General features: G+C 60.5%; 17 protein-coding genes and 4 tRNA genes. 14 read left to right on the forward strand and 7 right to left on the reverse strand.

What is annotated here, in order from left to right; genetic code table 11:
• Positions 1–103: 103 nt before the first annotated feature.
• Positions 104–1417 (forward strand): HDOD domain-containing protein, encoded by a 1314-nt coding sequence (locus HUU46_23515; GenBank protein ID NUM56610.1) that lies wholly within the window; start codon positions 104–106, stop codon positions 1415–1417.
• A 221-nt stretch (positions 1418–1638) separates the two neighbouring features.
• Positions 1639–1899 carry a hypothetical protein gene (locus HUU46_23520; protein NUM56611.1) on the forward strand — a complete coding sequence of 87 codons (261 nt, stop codon included), beginning with the start codon at positions 1639–1641 and terminating at the stop codon, positions 1897–1899.
• Positions 1900–1915: 16 nt separating this feature from the next.
• Here the strand turns inward: HUU46_23520 and HUU46_23525 are convergent, their stop codons facing one another.
• The 5 genes from HUU46_23525 to HUU46_23545 form a co-directional block, all read right to left on the reverse strand.
• A complete protein-coding gene (locus HUU46_23525; GenBank protein NUM56612.1) occupies positions 1916–2458 on the reverse strand; it encodes a DUF1697 domain-containing protein in 543 nt (180 codons plus the stop codon).
• A gap of 24 nt (positions 2459–2482) precedes the next feature.
• On the reverse strand, positions 2483–4405 hold the full coding sequence (locus HUU46_23530) for a hypothetical protein (protein ID NUM56613.1): 1923 nt from the start codon (positions 4403–4405) through the stop codon (positions 2483–2485).
• Between the two features lie 153 nt (positions 4406–4558).
• The gene (locus HUU46_23535) at positions 4559–4864 is read right to left on the reverse strand and encodes an RNA-binding protein (GenBank protein ID NUM56614.1); all 306 of its coding nucleotides are present in this window, start codon (positions 4862–4864) and stop codon (positions 4559–4561) included.
• Positions 4865–5113: 249 nt separating this feature from the next.
• A complete protein-coding gene (locus tag HUU46_23540) occupies positions 5114–7096 on the reverse strand; it encodes a hypothetical protein (GenBank protein ID NUM56615.1) in 1983 nt (660 codons plus the stop codon).
• Positions 7093–10965 (reverse strand): protein kinase, encoded by a 3873-nt coding sequence (locus tag HUU46_23545; GenBank protein NUM56616.1) that lies wholly within the window; start codon positions 10963–10965, stop codon positions 7093–7095. Before HUU46_23545 ends, HUU46_23540 begins: the two co-directional genes overlap by 4 nt.
• Before the next feature lie 99 nt (positions 10966–11064).
• Between HUU46_23545 and udk the strand changes: the two genes are divergently transcribed.
• Positions 11065–11691, forward strand: coding sequence for a uridine kinase (gene udk / locus HUU46_23550; GenBank protein ID NUM56617.1), 627 nt, complete (start codon positions 11065–11067; stop codon positions 11689–11691).
• On the opposite strand, the gene HUU46_23555 is transcribed toward udk, so the two are convergent.
• On the reverse strand, positions 11683–12579 hold the full coding sequence (locus tag HUU46_23555; protein NUM56618.1) for an alkaline phosphatase: 897 nt from the start codon (positions 12577–12579) through the stop codon (positions 11683–11685). The genes udk and HUU46_23555 overlap by 9 nt on opposite strands.
• 42 nt (positions 12580–12621) lie before the next feature.
• Positions 12622–13896, reverse strand: a complete 1275-nt coding sequence (locus HUU46_23560; GenBank protein ID NUM56619.1) for a tyrosine--tRNA ligase — start codon at positions 13894–13896, stop codon at positions 12622–12624.
• 217 nt (positions 13897–14113) lie between these two features.
• Between HUU46_23560 and HUU46_23565 the strand changes: the two genes are divergently transcribed.
• The 11 genes from HUU46_23565 to tuf form a co-directional block, all read left to right on the forward strand.
• Positions 14114–14506 (forward strand): hypothetical protein, encoded by a 393-nt coding sequence (locus tag HUU46_23565; GenBank protein NUM56620.1) that lies wholly within the window; start codon positions 14114–14116, stop codon positions 14504–14506.
• A gap of 65 nt (positions 14507–14571) precedes the next feature.
• Positions 14572–15528 carry a hypothetical protein gene (locus HUU46_23570; protein ID NUM56621.1) on the forward strand — a complete coding sequence of 319 codons (957 nt, stop codon included), beginning with the start codon at positions 14572–14574 and terminating at the stop codon, positions 15526–15528.
• Complete coding sequence (locus HUU46_23575) at positions 15525–16856, forward strand: anaerobic sulfatase-maturation protein (GenBank protein NUM56622.1); 1332 nt, start codon at positions 15525–15527, stop codon at positions 16854–16856. The genes HUU46_23570 and HUU46_23575 overlap by 4 nt, the downstream gene beginning before the upstream one ends.
• 156 nt (positions 16857–17012) lie before the next feature.
• A complete protein-coding gene (locus tag HUU46_23580) occupies positions 17013–21032 on the forward strand; it encodes a S8 family serine peptidase (GenBank protein NUM56623.1) in 4020 nt (1339 codons plus the stop codon).
• A 21-nt stretch (positions 21033–21053) separates the two neighbouring features.
• Positions 21054–21509, forward strand: a complete 456-nt coding sequence (locus HUU46_23585; protein NUM56624.1) for an MGMT family protein — start codon at positions 21054–21056, stop codon at positions 21507–21509.
• A 140-nt stretch (positions 21510–21649) separates the two neighbouring features.
• A tRNA-Thr gene (locus HUU46_23590) sits at positions 21650–21725 on the forward strand.
• Positions 21726–21755: 30 nt separating this feature from the next.
• Positions 21756–22016 carry a hypothetical protein gene (locus tag HUU46_23595; GenBank protein NUM56625.1) on the forward strand — a complete coding sequence of 87 codons (261 nt, stop codon included), beginning with the start codon at positions 21756–21758 and terminating at the stop codon, positions 22014–22016.
• Between the two features lie 54 nt (positions 22017–22070).
• Positions 22071–22156: transfer RNA gene (locus HUU46_23600), tRNA-Tyr, on the forward strand.
• Positions 22157–22202: 46 nt separating this feature from the next.
• A tRNA-Gly gene (locus tag HUU46_23605) sits at positions 22203–22279 on the forward strand.
• Positions 22280–22365: 86 nt separating this feature from the next.
• A tRNA-Thr gene (locus HUU46_23610) sits at positions 22366–22441 on the forward strand.
• Between the two features lie 22 nt (positions 22442–22463).
• Positions 22464–22628 (forward strand): elongation factor Tu (gene tuf / locus HUU46_23615; GenBank protein ID NUM56626.1); only part of this gene is annotated, 165 nt, incomplete at its 3' end.

Here is a 22628-nt window from a genome sequence, read left to right on the forward strand (position 1 = left end):
GCCAGCCAGGCCACATAGTTGGCCCGGTTGTTGCACTTCGCGCACCGAAGGCGCTCCACTGGGGAGGCGGTAAGAAGGGCCAATGGGCTTTGGGAGCCAGAGCATGCGAGGCACTCGAGTAGGTGCGCTGCTGTTGGAGGAGAATCTCATCGATTCCATCCAATTGCAGCGGGCGTTGGAGCACCAGCAACATCGCGGCGGCCGGACCGTCAGCATATTGGTCGAGCTTGGCATGCTCGAGCAGGACCAGATGTACAAGTTTCTGGCGCGGCGCGGGCTCCCGGCAATCAACCCCGTCCACTGCAACGTGCAACCGCACGTAGTGGGACTCTTGCCGCGCAGTTTTGTATTCCAGCACGAACTGATCCCGGTGGACAGGCTGGGGCGGTTACTAACCGTCGCGATGGTATACCCGTTCGATGTGGACGCTATCGCGCAGGCCGAACAGTCGACAGGACTTCGCGTAAAGCCGATGTTGTGCCGCGCAAAGGAATTCCACGAAGCCGCGCGGCGGCTGTATCCCGGTGACTACGAAACCTGCGGCGCAAGACACACGTCCGAATCCACCGCCTGGGTTTCCGCGAAGCACGTTCGCCGCACAAACGAACAACAGGCCCGGCACACCGTTGCGCGCATTCGCGAGATGCACAGCCTGCCGATGACAAAGCACACCCAGCGCCGGTTTACGATGCTCGACGCGGCCCGAGGGCTGAACGTCGAACGCGCTGCAAACATTCTCTCGCGCGATCCCATCGCGCTGGCGCGGGTGCTGTCCGAGGCGAACGCGCGCGAATGGACGCGGCGGCGCCCGATTCTCGACCGGCACGAGGCCATTCGCAGCCTGGGCATGCGCGGTGTACTTCACGCGCTCGAATCGCTGACCGTTTGGGAGGAACAACTGGGCCACGTAGACGCCGCGTTCACGCAGTGGCGGTCGACCGCCGTGGCCGTTGCGGAAACGGCGGCAAGCATCGCAAAGAACTATGCGAACGTGGCCACACCCGGGATTTACGAGGCTGCGCTACTGCACAATCTTGGCAGCCTCGCCCTGTTGCTGCTCGACACGGCGAACTATCCAGGCGTGTTCGCATTGAGGCCTATCGAGCGGCGGCACGAGCACGAGGCAAAGTTGTACGGCGTCACCGAATGCGAGGCGGGGGCGGAGCTGGCGCGCGTGTGGAACCTGCCGGAACCGATCGTCGTTACCATCCAACACCTGATGAACCCCGAAAGCGCGCCGTCGTCGCACGATACCGTGGCCGTCACTTCGCTGGCGCACCACATTGTGCAGATGGAGCGCAGTCTCGAATTGGATTGCACCGAGGCGCTGCGAATCCTGGGGCTCACCCAAACCACATTACGAACAACTATCCTCCGCCTGCACGCTTCCAGCCACGCCAGCGCGGTGGAAATTTGAGTTCGGGCCAGAAAGGTATCACTGCCTGCTCTCGCGCTTGCACGACTTGCCGGGAGCATACCCGGACTCAAATCAAGTTCGCTGCTCCCATTTAACGCAGCTTTCACAATTTAATGACTAAGCGAAGAGACCTGCCTGCGTTATCGAGACCGTTGGCGGACGCTGGGATTCCAAACGGAGCGGATTTGAGGTATCCTTTAAGGGAATGGAGCCAGTTCCCGATGCAGAAGTCGAACCATGAGTTGCCGATTTCCGACCGTGTGCGGTACATGGTAGAGCGTGCGGCATGGGACGCAGTCACACGCCTCGAACCGGGAGAGCCGCTGCGCCTGCCGGTCGAGTGGTGGCCGGTGTTTTACGACAAACAGAAGTCCACCGGAAAGCTTCCGCAGTGGGTCGTGCGCAACCTGCCGCCAGAGGGGCAAGTGTTCGCAGGTCACCCCATTGTCTGGGTGCCGCGCAGCGAAAACGGCAAAGCATAGGTCCGATCGCTTGAAGTCACCTCTTCTCCAATTTTGCGGCCAGTCTCTCGATCGTTTTCATCCCGCGGAATGTCGTGGACACTCCCACCTTCTTCTCAAACACGGCATTCGAGAATTTGGATTCGCTCTGCTTTACCCTACATAGCCAGTAGACTTCACGGGCGTTCGCGTGAAAGTCGTCGACATCGGACTTCAGGGCCGACAGCGCGCGCGAAGCCTGCGCTGCAAGGGGTAATTTTAAGAACCCAACGCAGAACGCGCCTGCCGACTTTATTGCTCTATCTGCGAATGTCTTGTACGATGCGATGGAAGCAACCTCGGCAGGTGTGCGCAGAAAGGTTTCGACATCGTAGCCGAGGGAAGCGGCGAGCCGATTTTCTATTTTGGCCTCGAGCGCGGATGCATTCGTCGACGTTGTCGAGAAGATGACGTTTCCGCTCGCGATGAAGGTCTCGACGTTCGAGAAACCAAGCGACTCGAACTCCCGCTGCAGCGCGTCCATTTTGACGGTGTGTCCGCCCACATTGATGGCGCGGAGGAATGCAATGTATTGGGGCACGATTGAAATGACCTCGAATTTGCGTCAGGGACCGGCGATCGCCGTCGCTTGCAGGACAAGCAACCCCAGCGAGCCGCCGAGTGCGACGATATTGTCCGGGAGGACCGCCACCCCGTGCGCGAATTCGCCCCGCAACACGTACTTGCCTTGCCTGCGCGGATTGCTCGGATCGGAGACGTCGAGTACGCGCAGTCCGCCCCCTGGAACGGTGGGGACCGTGAAATAGAGCGAATTCGCTGCAAGTGTCATATCGCTTATATTCGCATATTGGATATCGAACGTGCTCACAAATTGCGGATCGGTCGGATCGGACACGTCAGCCACCTCGATTCGCTTGTCCGCGTCGCCGGCGGCCAGGTACAGGTACGTTCCATCGATGTCGATATGGTGAATGGTTTCGCCCGTGAAGTAATAGCCAAGGACCATCGGCATTGCCGGGTCCGCGATATCGTAGATAATCAGCGACGCGCCGGGATACGGCGCCACATAAAGCACGTCGCCGGCGACTTTCATGTCGCTCACCGAGAAATTGCCCGCGATGGTTCCGACGACGCTTGGCAACATCGCGTCGCCCGCATCGACGATACTCAGGCCTCCAAACAATTCGCTCGCGAAGACGCGATCCCCATCGGACAACACGTCGTACGCTTCTATGTTGACGGTCGTCGTGCGTTCTGGTTGGTCTGGATTCGAAAGATCAACGATGTGAAGGCCGGCCGTCCCGCCTCCGACGAATGCGCGTTGACCCGCTACCGCAAGGCCGGTTAGCCGTCCTCGAAAGTAGGTATCGCGCGGAAGAGCAAGACTCCATGCAAAATGCGGATGCGCAGGATCGTTCAAGTCGAAGCGGCGCAAATGCGTGTCGATGGTATACACATCCGTGCCGTTCGCAACCATTGGCGGCTTGATTTCCGGCGGAACGGTAAACGCCCCCATTCGCGACGGATTGGCGGGATCGGTTACATCGACAATGTCGAGCGAACCGGTGTTCCGGTGTCGGCCGCGCGTGTAATCCGCGAGAATCGCACGATCGCCGCTGACCGCCACAGACCATATATCGCCCGTAACGCTCCCGAGTTCGGTTGGTTCTGCCGGGTCCGAAATGTCCACGATGCGCATACCGCCGCGCCGGTAGAGTTCGTCGCCGTCGGACACGGTGCGGTCGGAGACAAACGCGAGATCGCCGGAGAGCGTCACATCGAAGGCGTCTTCCGGGCCGGGTTTCTTGGAGAAACCGATTTCGTGCATATCGTTGATTTGCGAAACGTCCCACGCGCGCAGGCCCGCACTCCCACCCGCGATGAACGCGTAGCCGTCGCGAACGACAACTGAATTCCATACTTCGCCGGCTCGCTTCGACGGGTGGCCGATTGTGGGTCTTGTCCCCCCTCCAGCACTGCGCACAAACCCAGTTGGATAGAATGTCGCAATGAACTCGTCATCGAACGCATCCACGCTGAGAATAGGGAGATTCCCGCCGCCGACGTCGTCGATTTCCATGGGCGACTCGATGGATGAGATATCAATGATGCGCAAACCGGCACGGCGCGCCGCGACGTACACGGTCTCCCCGGCGACCGCAACATCGACTGCAAAACCCGGTGTATCCAGCATTGACACGAGCGACGGCGCGGTGGGCGTCGCGATGTCGTAAATGAAGAGGCCCGCCGTGCCTGCAATTACGAAGGCATGGTCATCTTTTAGTGCAATACCTTCAACGGGCCGCGGCAGTGCGTCACACTCGAAGACGAGTACCGGTTTCGACGCCGCAATATCAAACACCCAAAGTTGGTGCCCTACGCCGGCGTATGCGTAGCCGTCCCGCGCGACGACGGAGCGAGGCGGCCCGGCCGAACGCGAGATGAGCGTGTACTCGATGTCTGCGCCGCCCGCAGGAATGGCGCTTAGGCAGATAAGCGCAGGCATGGCCAGGATGCGCATTGGCATGGGCGGCCTCCGGGTCGACGGTACGATCAATTCTATGCCGGGATCAGCAGTGTACCACGCGGCGAAGGACCTCGCCCGAATTCACAGTGACAGAAAAAGGGCCGCGCAGTTTCCCGCGCGGCCCTGAAACGTCTCGCGATGAACCGGACCGGATTACCAGCGGCTGCCGCCGCCACGGTACCCGCCGCGGTCGCCGCCACGTCCGCCGCCGCCTTCGGTCTTCGGGCGCGCTTCGTTCACGTTGAGCGTGCGGCCGTCGAGTTCCTTGCCGTTGAGACCGCCGATCGCGGCCTGCGCTTCGGACTGGTTGCCCATCTCGACAAAGCCGAAGCCCTTCGAGCGCGAGGTCATCTTGTCCATGATGACACGGGCCGAATCGACCTTGCCGTACGCGCCGAACGCGTCGCGCAAATCGTCGTCGGTGGTGGTGTAGGACAGGTTGCCCACGTAGATGTTCATTGTTTCGGTTCCTTCTTTCTTGCAGTTCCTGATTGTGGTGCGATGGTCCAGGACGTCTCGGGTAGCAGGGACCAAGGAAACGCAAGCGTCTGGAAGGAACGCCACGCAGGACTTTGGTACAGGTAGCCTAAGAGCCGCGAACACAGGCGTCAACACGACGCCTCATCCAGAGAGTAGGATAGCAGGCCTGCTATCGAACAGGCAAGCCCTTTTTCCTGGGTGGGCAAGGCCGATTTGCGCGAGTATCCATCAGTGGTTGGCGGGGCGCAGCGTTGCCGCCCGGGGATTCAGGGTAAGATTCGCGTCATTCTTTGAGATGCCCAATACCTCATCAAGCCGCGTTTCAACCGGATCGGGCCCCGGCATGTTTAGCCGGGCGCGGACATTCTTGCGAAGCCAGTGATAGCCCGAGTTCCATGAATAGAGGTGATGGCCGTGGGGATGGCCGTCGACCGTGCTGATCGATTCATGGAACGCGGGCATGGCGGCCAGTTCTTTCTCGACGCGCCACACGAGGCGGTCATCGACCCATTTGGGGTCCATGCCGTGGATGAGACCGCAGAGGTAGTTTGCCGAATCGTTGAGGAACCACGAACCGCCGAACACGTAAACTCCGGAATGGCCGTCGACGAGGTCTCCGTTCGCTTTCGAGATCACGCGCATGCCATATGGCGACTGAATGCGCATGGTCGTTTCGAGATGTTTCCTCACAATGTCGTCCGGTAGCAGTTTTTCCCCGAACACCGCAAAAGTGAGCACTTCGCCGTAGAGCGAGTCCTGCCCGATCAATTCGGGTTTCATGAGACTCGTCTGCATGTAGCCGCCGTCAGCGTTGAACATACTGGCGTATCCGGCTTTCGCCTTTTCGACTTCTTCGCCGGTGATCGCATATCCCAGCTCACGTGCGGCGAGGAGCGCGCCGCAATGGAAGCCCTGGTTCGCGGAAGGCGTGTCGCCGTCGTCGTATTCGAGAAGGTCGTGGTAGGTGCGGAAGCCTTTGTGGTCCGGCTTCAGGCGCGGCGGTTGAAAAAGGCCGTCGCGCTCATTCGCGCGCATGAAGCGGTAGGCGCGATCGACGGTGCGCATGTCGATGTCGCCTCCCGCGCGCTTTACCAGCGCGGCCCAGATGAGATAATACTGCGCGTTATCCTCGTACGCGATGCGGTCGTAGAAAACGGCATTAAACGCGGCAGCATCGTACACGGGGTCGTCCAGTCCGCGCGACATATAGAAGCCGTCGGTCACCCACTGTTTCCATCCGTAACCAACGCCGGAGATGAAAATGTGGTCGCTCTCGGGGCGGAGCAGATTTCGACGCAGGAGCACATAGGAGGTGTTGCGCAGTATCGCTTCGAGCGCGGAACTGTTCCAACCTTTCGCGTTGGCGAGCGCGAGATGCGCGCCGAGTTGCACGTCGTAGAGCGTTTTTGCGGGCGACTTGAAAATCCACGTTGTGAACGATTGGGTTTCCCCCGCTTCGATGTGTTGCCATCCGTCGAACGTTGCGCGATAGACGGTCGTGGCATCCACCTCGCGCGGAATTGCGATAACACGCTTGGCGGACCCGTCGCCATTGGCGAGATGCAGTGCGCGGTTCTCGAGATCGAACCGCATGAAACAGCGGTTTTCCCAAAGACCGGGCGTGTCCGCAACGACACCGTACAGCGCACCGTCGTGGACGTAGCCCATGAACGGAAAGGTTTGATACGAGCCGCCGCCGAATTCGGGGCCGCTGCAACTCGGCGTGTAACTCGCGGATTTCGCCTCTTCGCCGGTGAAGGAATAGAGGGGACCGGCCTGAACAACCTTCCATCCGAAGTCAATGTAGTAACGCATGTCGACGGTTGCGGAGGCGGAGACTTCGCGCGCAATCAAATCTGAACTGATTCTTCGAAAGGTTTGCTCCAATTTCAACGTGTCCGCGGCGATCCCCGAGAGTTGCATGCTGGCGGTACCGCTATCGACCGACATCGCGACCGGCGCTGCGCCCGAAGGGGTCAGTACATGGAGTGGAGTGTCCGTGACCGATGCGAAGACGGGGGTGTCGTTGTCGTTTACGGTAATAGCGCCCTGGTGTGCGGCAATGTTCAGGTCGGCACGAGCGCATGCGGCGAGCGCGACGATAAGAGCAATGGGCGTCACGCGGGTAATGAGACTCGCGAGACGGGTTGATACAATTTTTCGTGGCACCGGCGCGATCATGCGATCGGCTTCGCATATGTGATGCTTCATCGGCTGAAGAAGCGTTTCATGATGGTTTGGGCCATGCCGCCTTCCACGCCGGGGCGCTCGGGAAGGCCTTTGGGCAGGTGCCAACTCGAGGCCATTTGTTCGACAACTTTCATGACGCCTTTCGGGTGGAGCCAGCCGTAGCCGCCACAACCGAGCGCAAATGCCAAGCGGTTCAAGTCCGCTTCACCGTACTTCGGATAACCCCTGCGCGTGAGCGCCTGCATGATCTTCTTCTCGCTGGCTTCCTTGTTTGGATCGAGTTCGGCAGCGTAGGGCGTGCAACTCACGAGGAAGTTCCGTACGATGGGTTCGGCGCCCGCGTCCCATGGCGCGGGCGGATGGTCCTCGACTGCCCAGTCCAGCGCCCACACGCGAATGGTCTGGTCCTTTCCGCCCGAGACCATATAGCGGCCGTCCATGGTGAACGAACAAGTCTCGACGCCGTCGCCGTGGCCCTCGAAGGTATACACGTGCCTGCCGGTGATCATGTCCCACATTTTGACCGTTTTGTCACGGCTGCCTGAGAGCACGTAGCGGCTGTCCGCGGTAATGTCGACGGAGGTGACGGAATCGGAATGCCCCTCGAAGGTGTGCACGCATTGGCCGGTTGTCAGGTCCCAGACCTTCACTTCGCCGGGACGTTGCCAGATGGAGCCGCCGCCGGTGACGGCGAAGAGGCCATCGAAACTAAAGCAGCATGACAGCACGGGTTGCTGGTGGCCGTCCAATGCGAGCAGGCATTTGCCGGTGGCGATTTCCCACACGAGGATGCGCTTGTCTTCGCCGCCCGTGAGCGCAAGGCGTCCGTCGCTGCTCCATGCGACGGCGTTCACGTCGGCCATGTGACCCTGCAACTCGCCCATGGCGCGGCCCGTCGCGGTTTCCCACAGGCGCACGGATCGCGCTTGCGCGGAGATCGCGAACTTTCCGTCCGGCCCGATCGCGAGCGCGTTGACAATGTCGGACTGTCGATCGAAGGTGCGGACGTGCGCGCCGGTCAGCGCATCCCACAACTTGATTTCCCACGCGCCGGTGAGTATCCACTTGCCGTCGAAGCTCATACTCGCGGATTCGATCGAGCCGGTGTCCTTTTCGAACGCCTGAATCTGGTTGACGCGGATGAGGTCCCACGTCGCCATGGTGTTCTTGCCGGAAACGACAAGACCGATGCGCCCGCCGGTTGTCAGGCAGATTTCTGAGATCGGCTCCTGAATCTCGCTGATCGCCGCGTGTTCCCACGCGCCATTGAACGAGGTGCGCGGTAGGCGCGTGTACAATTCGCGCCAGAGCGACATGGCCTCGGGCGCGCGGCGGCGCCCAGGCTGCGAGCGGGCGTGGCGCACATAGTTCGCGGCGGCGAGCGCGTCGCCGGATTCCAGCGCTTTTCGCGCGGATGCGAGCGCTTGTTCGAACGCCTTGTCCATTGACTGCGCGGCTTCGGAAGATACGGCCTGGCAAATCATCGTCGGGGCGACGTGTCCGTCCTTGGTGATTCCAAGGCACCACGCGGCGGCCTTCTTGTCGCGGCTGGCCGAGAAGAGTTGTTTGAGATCGCGCGGGAAGCACACGCCGGTGGTTTCAAGCGCATGGCCGGTGAGCGTATTGAGGCAGCGGCCGGTGGCTACTTCCCAAAGGCGGACGGTCTTGTCGAGTCCGCACGATGCGGCAAAGTGACCGTCGTGACTAATGGCAACATCGCGAACGGGGGCCTGGTGGCCTTGGAACACGGCGATGAGCTTTCCGGATCCCGGGTGCCAAACGCGCAGCGCCCGGTCCTCGCCGGCGGAAATTGCGAGGCGCGTATCGTCGGTCATTTGAATCGAATGCACGGGGCCTTCGTGCCCTTGGATGGCGTGGGTGCAGCGGCGGGCGCGCACGTCCCACACCTTCACGGTCCCGTCCTGCCCGGCCGACACCGCGGCGAGCGCGGGCGGGTCCATGGCAACGGAGAGCACGCCGCCGTGGTGGCCTTCGATCACCTGATCGCAGCGGCGCTCGCGCACGTCCCATACGCGCAGGGTGCCGTCGAGACTCGCGGAAAGGGCGAGGTGCCCGTCCTCGCTGAAGGCGACGTCCTGCACGGCGGCGGTATGGCCTTCGAGCGTGCGCAGACACGACCCGTTGCTTGCGTTCCACAGTTTGATGGTGCGGTCTTCCGAACTCGACATGACGATCTGCGCGTCGAACGTAAAATGGACGGACGTAATCGAATTGGTATGTCCTTCGAACGCGCGTACGCAGACGCCTGTGGCGCGGTCCCACATACGAATCGTATTGTCTTCGCTTCCGGTAAGTATGAATTTTCCATCGCGGCTGCACGCGATCGCCGTGAGCGCGTCCTGATGCGCTTCGTAGTTCAGTTCCATGCGGCGCGTGGCCTGCATGTTCAGCTCGGAAGTGCGCAGTGCGTCCTGAATATCGCGGCGTTCGGGCATGGCCTGTGCGAGTTCGCGAAGCAGGCGCGCGGCCTGGCGAAATTCGCTCTGCTCCATGTATACCTGCGCGAGCAGCCACATGGGCATGCGTTCCTTCGGGTGAAATTTCGCAATGTCGTTCAACCGCGCGAGCAGCACGTCGTCCGAGAGGCGTCCGGTGCGCCAGCGGTGGAGTCCCCAATTATACGTCGTCTCCGGGTGTTGCGGGTCGGTCTTGAGCGCGGTCGCCCAGGTTTGTTCGGCGTGTTGACCGCGGCCAAGGTCGAGCAAAGACAGCGCGCGGTTGTTCAGACTGTTCGCGAGCGCTTCGGTGGCGCGCGGCTGCGTGCGCTGATACGGCTGGCCCGTCACCACTTTATACGCTTCGGCGGTGTAGCCCGCGATTTCGTTCATCGATTCGGGGCGCTTGTCCTGATCGACGTCGAGGCAGCGTTTCATTACTTCCGCGAGCGGGGCGGGAATCGGCAGCATGCGTGGATTGTTCACGGACTGTTCGAGAAACTTGGCGAGGATGGCCGGGCCTTCGGTGCCGCGATACCAGACGACCTTGACGGTGAAGGCCTCGAGCATGGACATCGCCCAGCTCCACATGTCCGTCTTCTTCGAGAGCTTTTCCCGGTTGGCCTGTTCGGGGGAGCAGTAAAAGCGCGTCATGCCGACGTTCGTCACATCGCCGGACACGTTCGCGACGTCGGCCTCGGGATCGACGAGGGCGCGCGCGCGGGCAAGGCCGAAGTCCGTGACCTTGGCGAGTTCGCCGCCCGCGATGAGCACGTTTGCGTTTTTGACATCCTGGTGGACGAGGCCGCGATCGTGCGCGTGTTGCAGGCCCCAGCACGTTTGAACGCCGAAGTCGCAGATGCGCGCGAGCGCTTTCGCCGGGCCGCCTTTATACAATCGCCCGCTTTGAATCCATTCCCAGAGCGTTCCGTCGTCAACGTATTCCGCGAAGACGCGCGGAATCCCGCCGAGCCGGCGCACGTAGTGGCAGCTCACGATGTGCGGATGGAGCCCGAGGTGGAGCCCGAGGTTCACCCAGGTTTCGCATTCCTGCTCGAAGTTAGCGGCGCCGTCGCCCCGGAGCACGATGCGCGCTTTGGGACTCTTCACGGCGAGCGGCATGTTCCACCCGCGGTGGATCACCTTATACACCTTACCCATGCCGCCTTCGCCAAGGAGCCCGGCCACCTCATAGAGTTCGAGGATGACATCGCCCTGCTTCCACTCGACGGGAACACCGTCGTTGGACATGCCGGCGAGAATGCGTTTTTCTTCTTCGGTGGGGCCCTCTTCGGAATACGGTACGGCGAGCTTCGGATCGACATTGATCGGCGAACCGCAGTGGGCGCATTTGCCGGCCTTGCCGAGCATGGACTGATCGACAACCAATCGTTTGCCACATGTGCAGGCAATAGCGTACAAACGGGATGGCATACTTAACCCCGGACCGTACCTTGAAGCAACCGTGTAAGATTATACCAGAAAGACTTATCGCTGCCACACTACAGTTCATCTGTCCGAAGCGAACGCGAAATGAAGCCAATACTTGTCCTGCTCGCGGGACCTAGCTGCGGAGGAAAGACCTCGATCGTGCGCGAAGTCCGGCGCCGCTTGCCTGAGGGTGCGTGCAGCGTTGTTGCCGTCGACGCGTACTACCGCGATCTCGCGCATCTGCAACCGGCCGAACGCGCCACGTCAAACTTCGATCATCCCGACTCGCTCGACTGGCCACTGTTGAAGGAACACGTCGCGCGTCTGCTCGATGGCGAATCGATTCTCGCGCCGACGTACGACTTTGCCAACCATACGCGCCGCCGCGAAGTGCTTGACATACCGAGCGCGCCGGTGATCGTCGTTGAGGGAATACTGGCGCTGTACGACGAGGAATTGAACGCGCTGGCGTCCGTCCGCGCGTACGTGGATGCGCCGGACCAATCGTGCCTCGATCGGCGCATTGGACGGGACACGACGGAACGGGGCCGCACGGCGGAGTCCGTTCGCGCTCAATTTGAGGCGACTGTTCTGCCGATGGCGGAGCAATTCGTCAAGTGCACAAGGGACCGCGCCGGCTTGATTTTGGATGGGACGCAACCAATCGACGGCTTGGCGCAACGCGTGCTCGAACTGGTCGAGGCCCGCCGACGGCGAGGACTACTTTGAGGCGAATGCCTCCAGCACCGGCCGGGCAATCCATGCGTCGGGCTGTTTAATTCCGAAGATGTACGCAATGGTGGCCGCCGTTTGATACGTGTCGACGGGCGCGGAAATCTCTTTGCCTGCCGCGATTCCTGGCCCGGCAATAATCCACGGAATCTCAATTTCGTCCATCGTGCTGCCGCCGTGACTCTTGTTTTTTCCGCCGTGGTCGGAAACGACAAGCACAATGGTCCGATCCGCAATGCTTGAGTTGTCCACAGCTTTGAGGATTTGGCCGATGAGGCGGTCTGCCTTCTCTACGGCGACGTTGTACTCCGTCGAACGCCAACCCGTTTCGTGGCCGGCGTGATCGACGTGATCGAGGTGAACGAACAGGAACGCCGGTTTGTGTTCGAGAATGTATTCGGACGCGCGCTGCGCGGTCAGGTCTTCAGTTTTCGGGTTCGCAATGAAATCGACCAGGTCTCTTTCCAATAAACGGCCAAAACCATCCCAATGGTGCAATACCGCGATGTGCGCGTCGGGCCTCTGCTCGCGCATAGCGGAAAAAATCGTGGGGAAAATACCGCCCGGGCCTTTGGCAACCGGCTCGATCTCGTGCTTGTCCGGCTGCCAGTCGTTCGATGTGACCCCATGCTGCTCCGGGCCCGCGCCCATGATCATGGACGCCCAATTCGAGCTGCTGCTCGTTGGCATCACCGCGCGCGCATGCATCGTATAGGCGCCGCGCCGCATCAGTGAGTCCAGGACAGGGGTTTCCGCCGCCTCGATACCGAACGGCGCCAACCCATCGACGCCAACGACAACTACGTGTTCGACACAGGCAACCTGAGCGCGAGCACTGCACGCCGCGAGCAGGAGGATTAGGTACGCGCGTGACATGAACTTCATCAGGGACCGCTCCATTCGGTTGACCAACCTGGCATTGGACTGTTAGGCCAATGTGAATTTCAGGAGATGGTAGTTCTTCTTTCCCGTTCGGACGACGGCGATGCGCGTTCCAACGAGCGCCGCATCCGTCAGCTTCGCGTCGTCCGCGGCGACCCGTTCGTTGTTGAGATACACCCCCCCACTCTGCACCAGCCGCCGAGCTTCGCCCTTACTCTTGAAGACGCCACATTCCACGAGCACCTCGACAAGAAGGCGATCGCCGGCCAGCGACGCGCGGGGAAGTTCCGTCGAGGGCACTTCGCTGAAAACGTCTTCGAGCGTCGCGTCGTCGAGTCCCGCAAGCGATCCGCCGAACATGGCCTGCGACGCATGAATCGCGTTCTCCAGTGCTTGCCGGCCGTGGACCATGTGCGTCACCTCTTCGGCGAGCCGTTTTTGGGCCGCGCGTTGATCGGGCCGATCGCGCAATTCCGTTTCCAGCGCAACGACTTCCTCTTGCGTAAGGAACGTGAATGAGCGCAGCCAGCGGGGCATGTCCGCGTCGGCCTGATTGATCCAGAACTGATAGAACTTGTAGGGCGACGTGCGGCGCGCGTCCAGCCACACCGTGCCCGACTCGGTCTTTCCGAATTTTTCTCCGTCGGCTTTCTCGACAAGTGGGAACGTCAGGCCAAACGTCTCGGCCTGTTCGAGCCGTCGCGTCAGGTCCATACCGGCGACAATATTCCCCCATTGATCGCTGCCGCCGATCTGGAGGCGACAGCCGTGTGTGCGGTAGAGATGAAGGAAGTCGTAGGCCTGCAACAACACGTACGAAAACTCGGTGTACGAAATGCCGTGGTCGCGGCCTTCGAGGCGTTGCTTCACGGCGTCGCGCATGAGCATTTGATTCACGGAGAAATGCTTGCCGATGTCGCGGAGAAACGGAATGTAGCCAATGGCGCGGAACCAGTCGGCGTTGTTGAGCACGGCCGCGGCGTTGCTTCCGGAAAAGTCGAGGAAGCGCTCAAGTTGCGCGCGGATTCCGGCAAGGTTCCGTTCGATATCGTCGTCACTTAGCAGCGCGCGCTCTTCGGTCTTTTTCGGATCGCCAATCATGCCGGTTGCCCCGCCGACTACGGCAATGGGTTTGTGGCCGGCGCGCTGGAATCGCATTAGGCCGAGTATCGGCAGCAGGCTTCCGATATGGAGACTGTCCGCAGTGGGATCGAACCCGCAATACACGGTAAAGCGATCCCGATCGATCTTCTCCGCCAACTCGGGATGCGTCATCTGATGGATGAGATTGCGCCAGGTCAGTTCTTCGTACAGGGACAAATCGGTACCTACTTTCTACGTGGAAACGGCGGCCAGTGTTGCCGCGGGAACAGGCACGGACGTACACGGACGCAATACCATGGAAACTGTAAAAATGGTAGCACCGCGTTGGCTTTGTTGCAAAGAACGGTTGTGCAATTCGAACGCATTTGCTAGCGTTGTTGTGGGCCTGTGAAGACGTGCAAGGGACGAGTCTCAACCAATCGGGAGTAGCACCATGAAACGCATGCATCTGTTCCGCACCGTCATTGCAGCCGTGGCCGTCTGTTTGCTGGCTTCGGGATGTCCCGACGGCGCACTCGGTACCTTCGATCTGTACATCATCAACGCAACGAACAATCGAACTATTGGGCTGGTAGGTCTAGACAATCATGAGGACCCAGCAAAGGAACTGGTGGACGTGTTGGACGAAAACATCCCACCGGACACCATGCGAAAGTTGACGCCGTCGGTGCTTGTTTACGGTGACGAGAGCGGTTCCGTTCAAATTGGCATCGTGAACGTCGGGTTCGAGAGCATCGGCGATGTCCCTCTCGGCCCGGAAGCGGTAGCGATTCTGGTCGAAGACGATGGCGAAGACGTTTCGCTGCGGCTAATCGAAGTGCAGTGACGATACGTCGTCACACGCCATCGAACCTGGTGAGACGTCGGCGACCGCTACTTCAAGGTGCGGCCGTGTGCGCAATAACGGCCGCGCTTTTCGTACTCGGCGCGGAGATTCTGCTGCGCCTCGCATTTCCACAAGTTGTCATGTTTCCTCGGTGGGAATCGTCGCGCGAATACGGGGTCGTCCTTCCAAGAAGCGCAACGATGGTGCACAAGCGGCCGGGACGCTGGGAGTTTCGATACACCATCAACGAGGACCGGTGCCGTGGACCGCGCGTTCCCCGAAAGGTAAATGCCGCCGTGCAAACGGTTGTCACACTCGGCGACTCGTACACGATGGGCATGGGTGTGAACGATGGCGAGGAGTACCCGGCCGTGTTGGCCCGGGAATTGGGCGAAACCTATCGCGTCCTCAATTGTGGTTCACCCGGATGGGGGCTGACGCAGGAGATTCGCCGATTCTATGAATTCGCGCTCGATTATTCGCCTAACGTCGTCATTCTCCAATTTTGCGCCAACGACCCGGACGACGGCCAGCGCGACAAAGTGACGCGTTTCACGCAAGGCAGTTTCGTATTCGAACCGACGCGGCACAGGCCAAACACCGTGTTTAATGCGTTGTCAAGCTGCCGGGTGGTGCAGTCGAGTCAATTGTACGCGCTGGTGCGGGGCTGGTACGAGTCGCGGCGCGAAAGCGGGCGTGTGCGCGCAGAATTGGTATCGAGGGCCGAAGCGGACTACACAACACTACTCGAGGCCTTCGCGCGAAACCTGAATTCGCGTGGGATACGCCTGTTCCTGATCAGCGTGAATGGCCAACTCGACGAATTTCAGGCGATTCGTGCGGCGGTGCATGACTTGCACGGCGGCGGCGCGTTGCAGTACGTCGAGGCCGCCGATTGGTTGAAAGGCGCCGCCGATCGCGAATCGCCCGAGGGCCATCGCTGGGGCGCCGCCGCGCATGCTACACTGGGCCGCGAGTTGGCAAAGGTTGTCCGCGATTCGGACACGGCGCATACACAATGAGCACGATCAGTCTTACACGAAACAGCACCGCGGTGCGGCGCGGCTTTCACGTCATGACCAAGGCCACGGGGCCGATCTGCAACCTCGAGTGCAAGTACTGCTACTACCTTGAAAAGGAAAAGCTCTACCCCGACACGAAAGTCTGGGGCATGACTAACGAGACGCTCGAGTCGTACGTGCGGCAGTACATCGAATCGCAGGACGTGCCGGACATTAATTTTGCGTGGCAGGGCGGCGAGCCAACGATCTTGGGCGTCGATTTTTTCCGCAAGGCCGTCGAACTTCAAAAGAAGTACGCGAACGGAAAAACGATTACAAACGCTTTGCAGACGAACGGCACATTGTTGGATGACGAATGGTGCGCGTTTCTCGCGGAGAACCAGTTTTTGATCGGGCTGTCGATCGATGGTCCACGCGCCATTCACGACGAGTACCGCGTGGACAAGGGCGGCCGCTCGTCGTTCGATCGGGTGATGCGCGGACTCGAGTTCTTGAAGAAGCATAAGGTCGAGTTCAATACACTGACTTGCGTGCACCGCGCGAACCAGAACAAGCCAATCGAAGTCTATCGCTTTCTGAAGGACATCGGCAGCCGGTACATGCAGTTCATCCCGATTGTCGAGCGCACCGCCGACGCGCCGGAAACGCTGAAACTTGTTCAGCCCGATTACGAGGGGGATGCACGCCTATCGTATTGGTCGGTGCGCCCGCTTGCCTATGGAAAGTTTCTGTCCGCGATCTTTGACGAATGGGTCCGAAAAGACGTTGGCCGTTACTTTGTGCAGATATTCGACGTGGCACTGCAAGCCTGGGTCGGCATGGAGCCCGGCCTATGCGTGTTCGCGGAGACTTGCGGCAACGCGCTCGTCATGGAACACAACGGCGATCTGTATTCATGCGACCACTACGTGTACCCCGACTTCAAAGTCGGCAACATCAATGACGCGCCCCTTGGCGAATTGGTCCATTCAGCTCCGCAGGCGGCGTTCGGCGAGGCGAAGAAATCGACGTTGCCGAAATATTGCATCGAGTGCGAGGTGCGGTTTGCGTGCAACGGCGAATGCCCGAAGCACCGTTTCATCGAGACACCCGACGGCGAACCGGGATTGAACTACCTCTGCGCGGGATACAAGCACTTCTTCAACCACATCGACCCGTACATGAAATTCATGGCGGGTGAACTGCGGGCGCAACGCCCCGCGGCTAACGTAATGCGGTATGTCGCGGTCGATTCCGGATTGACCGCCACCGCGCAAACCGTCTCGCCCAACGCGGCGTGTCCCTGCGGGAGCGGGAAGAAATACAAGAGGTGCTGCGGCGCGGCGTAAACCATGCTGCGTTGGCACGATTCTCGTCCTGTCCTACACACGCCCACATGCATTACCCGTTTGACTCGCCGGTCGCGCCGTGCCAGTATAGTGGTCCGCCGCAAATTGCAGTACGCAGTGTTGCGCGCCCGGGAATCTGCGTTGGGGAGCGCCCTCATGACTCATCTCGCCCGTCAAGCAAGCCGTTCTCTCCTGTTCCACGTACTCCTAATTGCGTCGGCAATACCCTCGTTCGCGCAGCCGGAGCGCGTCGTCAACGGCGGGTTCGAACAAGACAGCGCGGGCTGGTTTTTCTCCGGCGGATCGATTCAGACCGGCTCCGTTCACTCGGGCGCTAAGTGCGCCGTCCTCGGCGGCGCCAACAATAACTTCGACTACTTCTATCAGGACATTACGATCCCCAGCGATGCGAGCGCCGCCACCCTCACATATTGGTGGAACGTCACCACGAACGAATCAGGGGCGACCGTATACGACCGGCTGCACGCGTCTGTGCGGACCATCAAGAACGAGGAACTGCTGACGGTCGGGCTATTGACGAACGTCAATGCGGGCGCGGTTTTTCAACAAAGCGCTGCGTTCAGTCTGATCGCATACAAGGGGCAGACGGTCCGCGTCACGTTTCGATCGGAAACAGACTTCACATTGCCGACCACGTTTCGTCTCGATGACATTAGCTTGCAGGTCACGATCCCGAGTCCGGCGCCGGACATTCGCATCGCGCCCGGCACGATTTATCCGATCAGCGCATCGCAGAAGGCCGCACCCGCGCCCACGGCAAGCAACGTCATCAAACCAACGCGTACGGTCCTGGGTCCGAGTTCCGACCCGAACACAATCGCGGTCAAATTCCGTGACGGTCAAACGATCCGTGCGCGGAACGGCCGCCTCACCGATTTGGGGACCAATTCGTTGGCTTCCGCGACGCAAACGCTCGCGAAGTTCGGCTCGGGCACGTGGTCGCGCGTAGATGCATTGCCGGAGGAAACGATCGACGACATGCGGGCGGCTGCCGAACGCCGGTTGGGCAAAAGGCTGCCCGACCTGAATCTGCAGTTCGACCTTCACCTGCCGCCGGGCGTCGACGCCGCGGCCGCAATCGATGCGCTTAACGCACTCGATATCGTCGAGCTGGCGCAGCCGGTGCCCTTGCCGCAAGAACTGCCCTCGACCACGTCCCGCAAAGGGATAGCGCCCGAGCCGCCGCCGGTGCCCGGCGACTTCACGGCCAACCAGGGCTATCTCAATTCCGCGCCGGACGGCGTTTCCGCAAAAGACGTTTGGCAACAGGTGGGTACCCGCGGCGCCGGCGTAAAGGTCGTCGATATCGAGTACGTGTTCAACGAAAACCATCAGGACCTGCCAGTAATTCAAATCGTCGGCGTCACGCCAGTCGATCCGGGATATGGCACGGACCATGCCACCGCAGTGTTGGGCGAAATCTGCTCGGAAGACAACGGCTTCGGCACAACCGGCATCGCGCCCGAAGCCCAGGTGATGTTCTGCGGCGCGTTCGACGGATCGTACACGTTGAGCCGCGCGCTGACCGACGCGACCAACGCATTAAGTCCCGGCGACATCATTCTCATCGAGCAGCAGATCGACGGCCCGGGATCGAGTGGCAGCGACTATGTTCCGGTGGAATGGTATAAGCCGTATTATGATCGCATCGTCACGGCGGTGGGATTGGGCATCATTGTCGTCGAAGCAGGCGCGAATGGTTACCACAATTTGGACGATCCCATCTTCAGCACCGGGAACAACGGGCACTGGCCGTTCCTGCCGCAGAACAATTCGGGCGCCATCCTGGTGGGAGCGGGCGCCGCGCCGCCGGCGTTTGGGGGCGATACGAGTCCGCGCTCACGTCTCGACTATTCGAGCTACGGCTCGCGTGTGGATGTGCAGGGCTGGGGCTATAACGTGATGACAACCGGCTACGGCGGCTACTACAGCGCGGAAGGCGTGAACCTGTATTACACGGCCGGGTTCAGCGGCACCTCGAGCGCGTCGCCGATTGTCACTGGCGCGGTCGCTTTGGTCCAGTCCGCATATAAGGCGGACATGGGGACCGTCCTGTCGCCGGGGCAGATGCGGCAGTTGTTGAAGGACACGGGCACGCCGCAACAAAGCGGCGAGTTCCCCTTCACCCAACACATCGGTCCCCTTCCCAATGCGCTTGCGGCGATCGAGGCCGCACTGGCCGAGCCCGAGCGGGATGAGTTTGTGATCTACAACGACGGCAGCGTTCCGCTGTCCATTACTGGAATTGCTCCCGATTCTGCGGCGCCCTGGATTCAATGGTCGCCACAGGCGCCGTTCGATGTGCCACCAACGGACAACGTCATGGTCACCGTCACGATTGACTGGGGCCTCGCACCGTCGGGTGAAACTACGAGGCGCTTGCTGGTATCGAGTAACGACACCGGCGCGAGCCCGTATCCCGGAGCGGTCTTCGTGACCGCCACCAACACTGGTGAGAGCGTTTCGAAACCGGGAACGCCCGCGGGTGAATCCGCGCCAACAGTGAATACGAACTACATGTACACGACGACCGGCGCGGTCTCGAGCCACGGGCATACCGTCGAATACGAGTTTGATTGGGGCGATGGCACCACATCTGGTTGGTCAACGCAAACGTCGGCGTCGCATGCATGGTCCACGTTGGGCCAGAAGTCCGTAACGGTGACGGCGCGGTGCCAACAACACACAAACATCTCGAACGAATCCGATATCAAGACCGTCACCGTTGAACCGGTCGAGACAATCTCGCAGCCCGGCGCGCCGACCGGTACGCTGGTTCCCGCGCCGAACGTGAACTACGCCTATACAACGACGGGCTCGACATCCAATCTTGGGCACGAGATCGAGTATCAATTCAGTTGGGGCGACGGCAGCACATCCGATTGGAGCGCGTCGAAGAGCGCTTCTCACGCGTGGACCACGCTCGGCCAGAAGTCAATTACCGTGACCGCACGCTGCAAACCGCACCCGGACAAATCGAACACGTCTGCGGCGACCATCGTCGAAGTGACGCCGCCGGAGACTATCTCGGTGCCGGGCGCCCCGGCGGGAGAACTTGCGCCGTCCATCAATTGGAACTACACGTACACGACGACGGGCGCGACGTCCGGTTTCGGGCACGAGCTCGAATACCAGTTCGCATGGGGAGACGGCACAACGTCCGCGTGGTCCACGAGCAAAAGCGCGTCACATGCGTGGGCATCGATCGGTTCGAAATCCGTCTCCGTGACCGCGCGTTGCAAGCAGCACACCGAACGTTCGAATACATCGGATATGACCGTTGTGCAAGTAAACGCGAATGAGCGGGTCACGCAACCGGGACCGCCTCAGGGAATGACGGAAACGCCCACGGGCGTTTCCCAAGCCTATTCAACGACGGGTGCGGTGTCGAACCTCGGGCACGAACTTGAATACCAATTCTACTGGAGCGACGGATCGGTGTCGCCGTGGTCGCCGGCCACCAACGCGTCTCACGCGTGGAACACACCCGGCACGAAGAACGTCGCTGTGACGGCGCGCTGCATGCTGCACACGGACAAGACCGAGAGTTCCGACCTTCTGCAGGTATCGGTCGTGCAGGGCGAAAGCGTATCGCAGCCCGGTACGCCATCGGGCCAAAGTTCGCCATTGCGAAACCAGCTCTACACGTACACGACCACGGCATCGACGTCGAGCCTTGGGCACGCGGTCGAGTACCGGTTCAATTGGGGCGACGGGTCTTCGTCTGAATGGTCGACTTCGCTTTCCGCGTCTCACGCGTGGTCGTCCGTCGGGGAAAAGCTCGTGACCGTCGATGCGCGCTGCCAACAACACCCTGAGATTACATCGACGTCCCCGCCGAAGGAGATCAGCGTGCAATCCGGGTCGTTACGTGTTGTCTGGCCGAACGGCGGCGAATCGTGGCCGATGGGGACCAAGAAAAGAGTGAAATGGAAGACCGGTGAAGCCGGGTGCGCCAAAGTACAAATCGAACTATGGCGCGACGGGGCATTCTTCGCGCTGATCAAGACCAAGACCGATAACGACGGAAAGCAGAAATGCGAACTACCGGCGGCCGCAACGCCGGGACCGAATTACACCGTCCGCATTGTCTGCCGATCCGATTCGGACAATTGGGACATGAGCAACGCGCCGTTCACCGTGCAGGCGAAGTAACGGCGGTCGAGCGCCAGTCCAATGGGTATGAAACAAAGCCGCGTGCCGTGGGCAAACAAGCTGCGCCCGGATATGAAGCCAGTTGTGGGTGACGACCCCAAAGGGCGCGGCAGGATGCTCATACCTACGCCCATGCTCGTGGCGAACGAAATGAAGCGTGTACGCAAAGGCAGGACGATAACCGTGTCCGAATTGCGCGACCGGTTGGCGCGCCAGTTCGGCGCGGATTTCACCTGCCCGCTGGTCACCGGCATCTTCTACAACATCATCGCCGGCGCCGCGGAGGAGTCCATCGCGGCAGGCAAGAAACCACTCGCGCCGTACTGGCGCATCATTCGCGACGACGGATCGCTGAGTCCCAAAACTCCGTTCGGGCCGGAGCGGCAGGCAGAGCATCTGCGCAACGAAGGTCATTGCATCGCTGACGAAGCCGACAAATTCATAGTCGCGTTAAGACAGGCCCACGACGCAGATTAGTCGGATGATCGCGAGCGGGAAGTCGAACTGGGGGAATAGGACCCGGACTGTCCACGCTGGTTTGCGGTCTTGACACCCCCTTCCCCCTTTGCTATAGTTGACTTAGCCCCGCCGGAAGGCGGGGTTTGTTTTGTTAGGCCGCTGGCGTAGCTCAGTTGGTAGAGCAGCTGATTTGTAATCAGCAGGTCGGGGGTTCGAAGCCCTTCGCCAGCTCCATACTGAACTCGCAAGGGTAGACTGAAAGCGATGCGCGCCGGGTCGCGGATAAAGTCGAGATGCGACGCCCACGCCGTAGCTGCGTTTGACTACTCCGCGCTCAGCGACGACTTTGCGCGGCTCGCGAAACCGGCCAAACGGGCGTTGATCAAAAATGACGTCCTGACGGTAAGAGATCTCGCGCGAAGAACGGTCGACGAAGTTGCGGCGTTTCATGGCATTGGCCCTTCGGCCATACCGGTGCTGCGAGAAGCGCTTCAACGGAGCGGATTGTCCTTCAAGAAGCAGTAGCGCCAAATCGGTGCCGGGCGTGCGGCGAACGACGAAAGTTTAATCGGGATTCACGGTGGGATGCCCGAGTGGCTAAAGGGGACGGGCTGTAAACCCGTTGGCTAGCGCCTACGTAGGTTCGAATCCTACTCCCACCACCATTTTAGAAATTTGAGATTTCAAATTTGAGATTTGAGATTTTCCGGCGCGGGAGTAGCTCAGTTGGCTAGAGCGTCAGCCTTCCAAGCTGAGGGTCGCGGGTTCGAGCCCCGTCTCCCGCTCCATTTTCAAACTTGAGATTTGAGATTTGAGATCTCAAATACAAGACGTAGTAGCGCCCGGTCTCCGTGCCGGGCGGAATTGAAGAAACGCCCGCGTAGCTCAGTTGGTAGAGCACCTCCATGGTAAGGAGGGGGTCAGCAGTTCGATTCTGCTCGTGGGCTCCACTTTTTTGGTGTGGGAGGACACATGGCGAAGGAAAAATTTGAGCGCAAGAAGCCGCACGTGAACATCGGGACGATTGGTCACGTGGATCACGGCAAGACGACGCTCACGAGCGCGATCACGACGGTGTTGGCCGAGCAGGGGCGCGCCAAGCTGATGGCCTACGGCGAGATCGACAAGGCGCCGGAA

It is taken from the genome of Candidatus Hydrogenedentota bacterium, from assembly GCA_013359265.1.
In the GTDB taxonomy this organism is placed as follows: domain Bacteria; phylum Hydrogenedentota; class Hydrogenedentia; order Hydrogenedentales; family SLHB01; genus JABWCD01.

Bases quoted from the DNA above. Each gene is read 5' to 3' on its own strand.
- HUU46_23515 (NUM56610.1), top strand. From the start codon at position 104: ATGCGAGGCACTCGAGTAGGTGCGCTGCTGTTGGAGGAGAATCTCATC.
- HUU46_23520 (NUM56611.1), top strand. From the start codon at position 1,639: ATGCAGAAGTCGAACCATGAGTTGCCGATTTCCGACCGTGTGCGGTAC.
- HUU46_23530 (NUM56613.1), bottom strand. From the start codon at position 4,405: ATGCCAATGCGCATCCTGGCCATGCCTGCGCTTATCTGCCTAAGCGCC.
- HUU46_23535 (NUM56614.1), bottom strand. From the start codon at position 4,864: ATGAACATCTACGTGGGCAACCTGTCCTACACCACCACCGACGACGAT.
- HUU46_23540 (NUM56615.1), bottom strand. From the start codon at position 7,096: ATGAAGCATCACATATGCGAAGCCGATCGCATGATCGCGCCGGTGCCA.
- HUU46_23545 (NUM56616.1), bottom strand. From the start codon at position 10,965: ATGCCATCCCGTTTGTACGCTATTGCCTGCACATGTGGCAAACGATTG.
- udk (NUM56617.1), top strand. From the start codon at position 11,065: ATGAAGCCAATACTTGTCCTGCTCGCGGGACCTAGCTGCGGAGGAAAG.
- HUU46_23555 (NUM56618.1), bottom strand. From the start codon at position 12,579: ATGAAGTTCATGTCACGCGCGTACCTAATCCTCCTGCTCGCGGCGTGC.
- HUU46_23565 (NUM56620.1), top strand. From the start codon at position 14,114: ATGAAACGCATGCATCTGTTCCGCACCGTCATTGCAGCCGTGGCCGTC.
- HUU46_23575 (NUM56622.1), top strand. From the start codon at position 15,525: ATGAGCACGATCAGTCTTACACGAAACAGCACCGCGGTGCGGCGCGGC.
- HUU46_23580 (NUM56623.1), top strand. From the start codon at position 17,013: ATGACTCATCTCGCCCGTCAAGCAAGCCGTTCTCTCCTGTTCCACGTA.
- HUU46_23585 (NUM56624.1), top strand. From the start codon at position 21,054: ATGGGTATGAAACAAAGCCGCGTGCCGTGGGCAAACAAGCTGCGCCCG.
- HUU46_23595 (NUM56625.1), top strand. From the start codon at position 21,756: ATGCGCGCCGGGTCGCGGATAAAGTCGAGATGCGACGCCCACGCCGTA.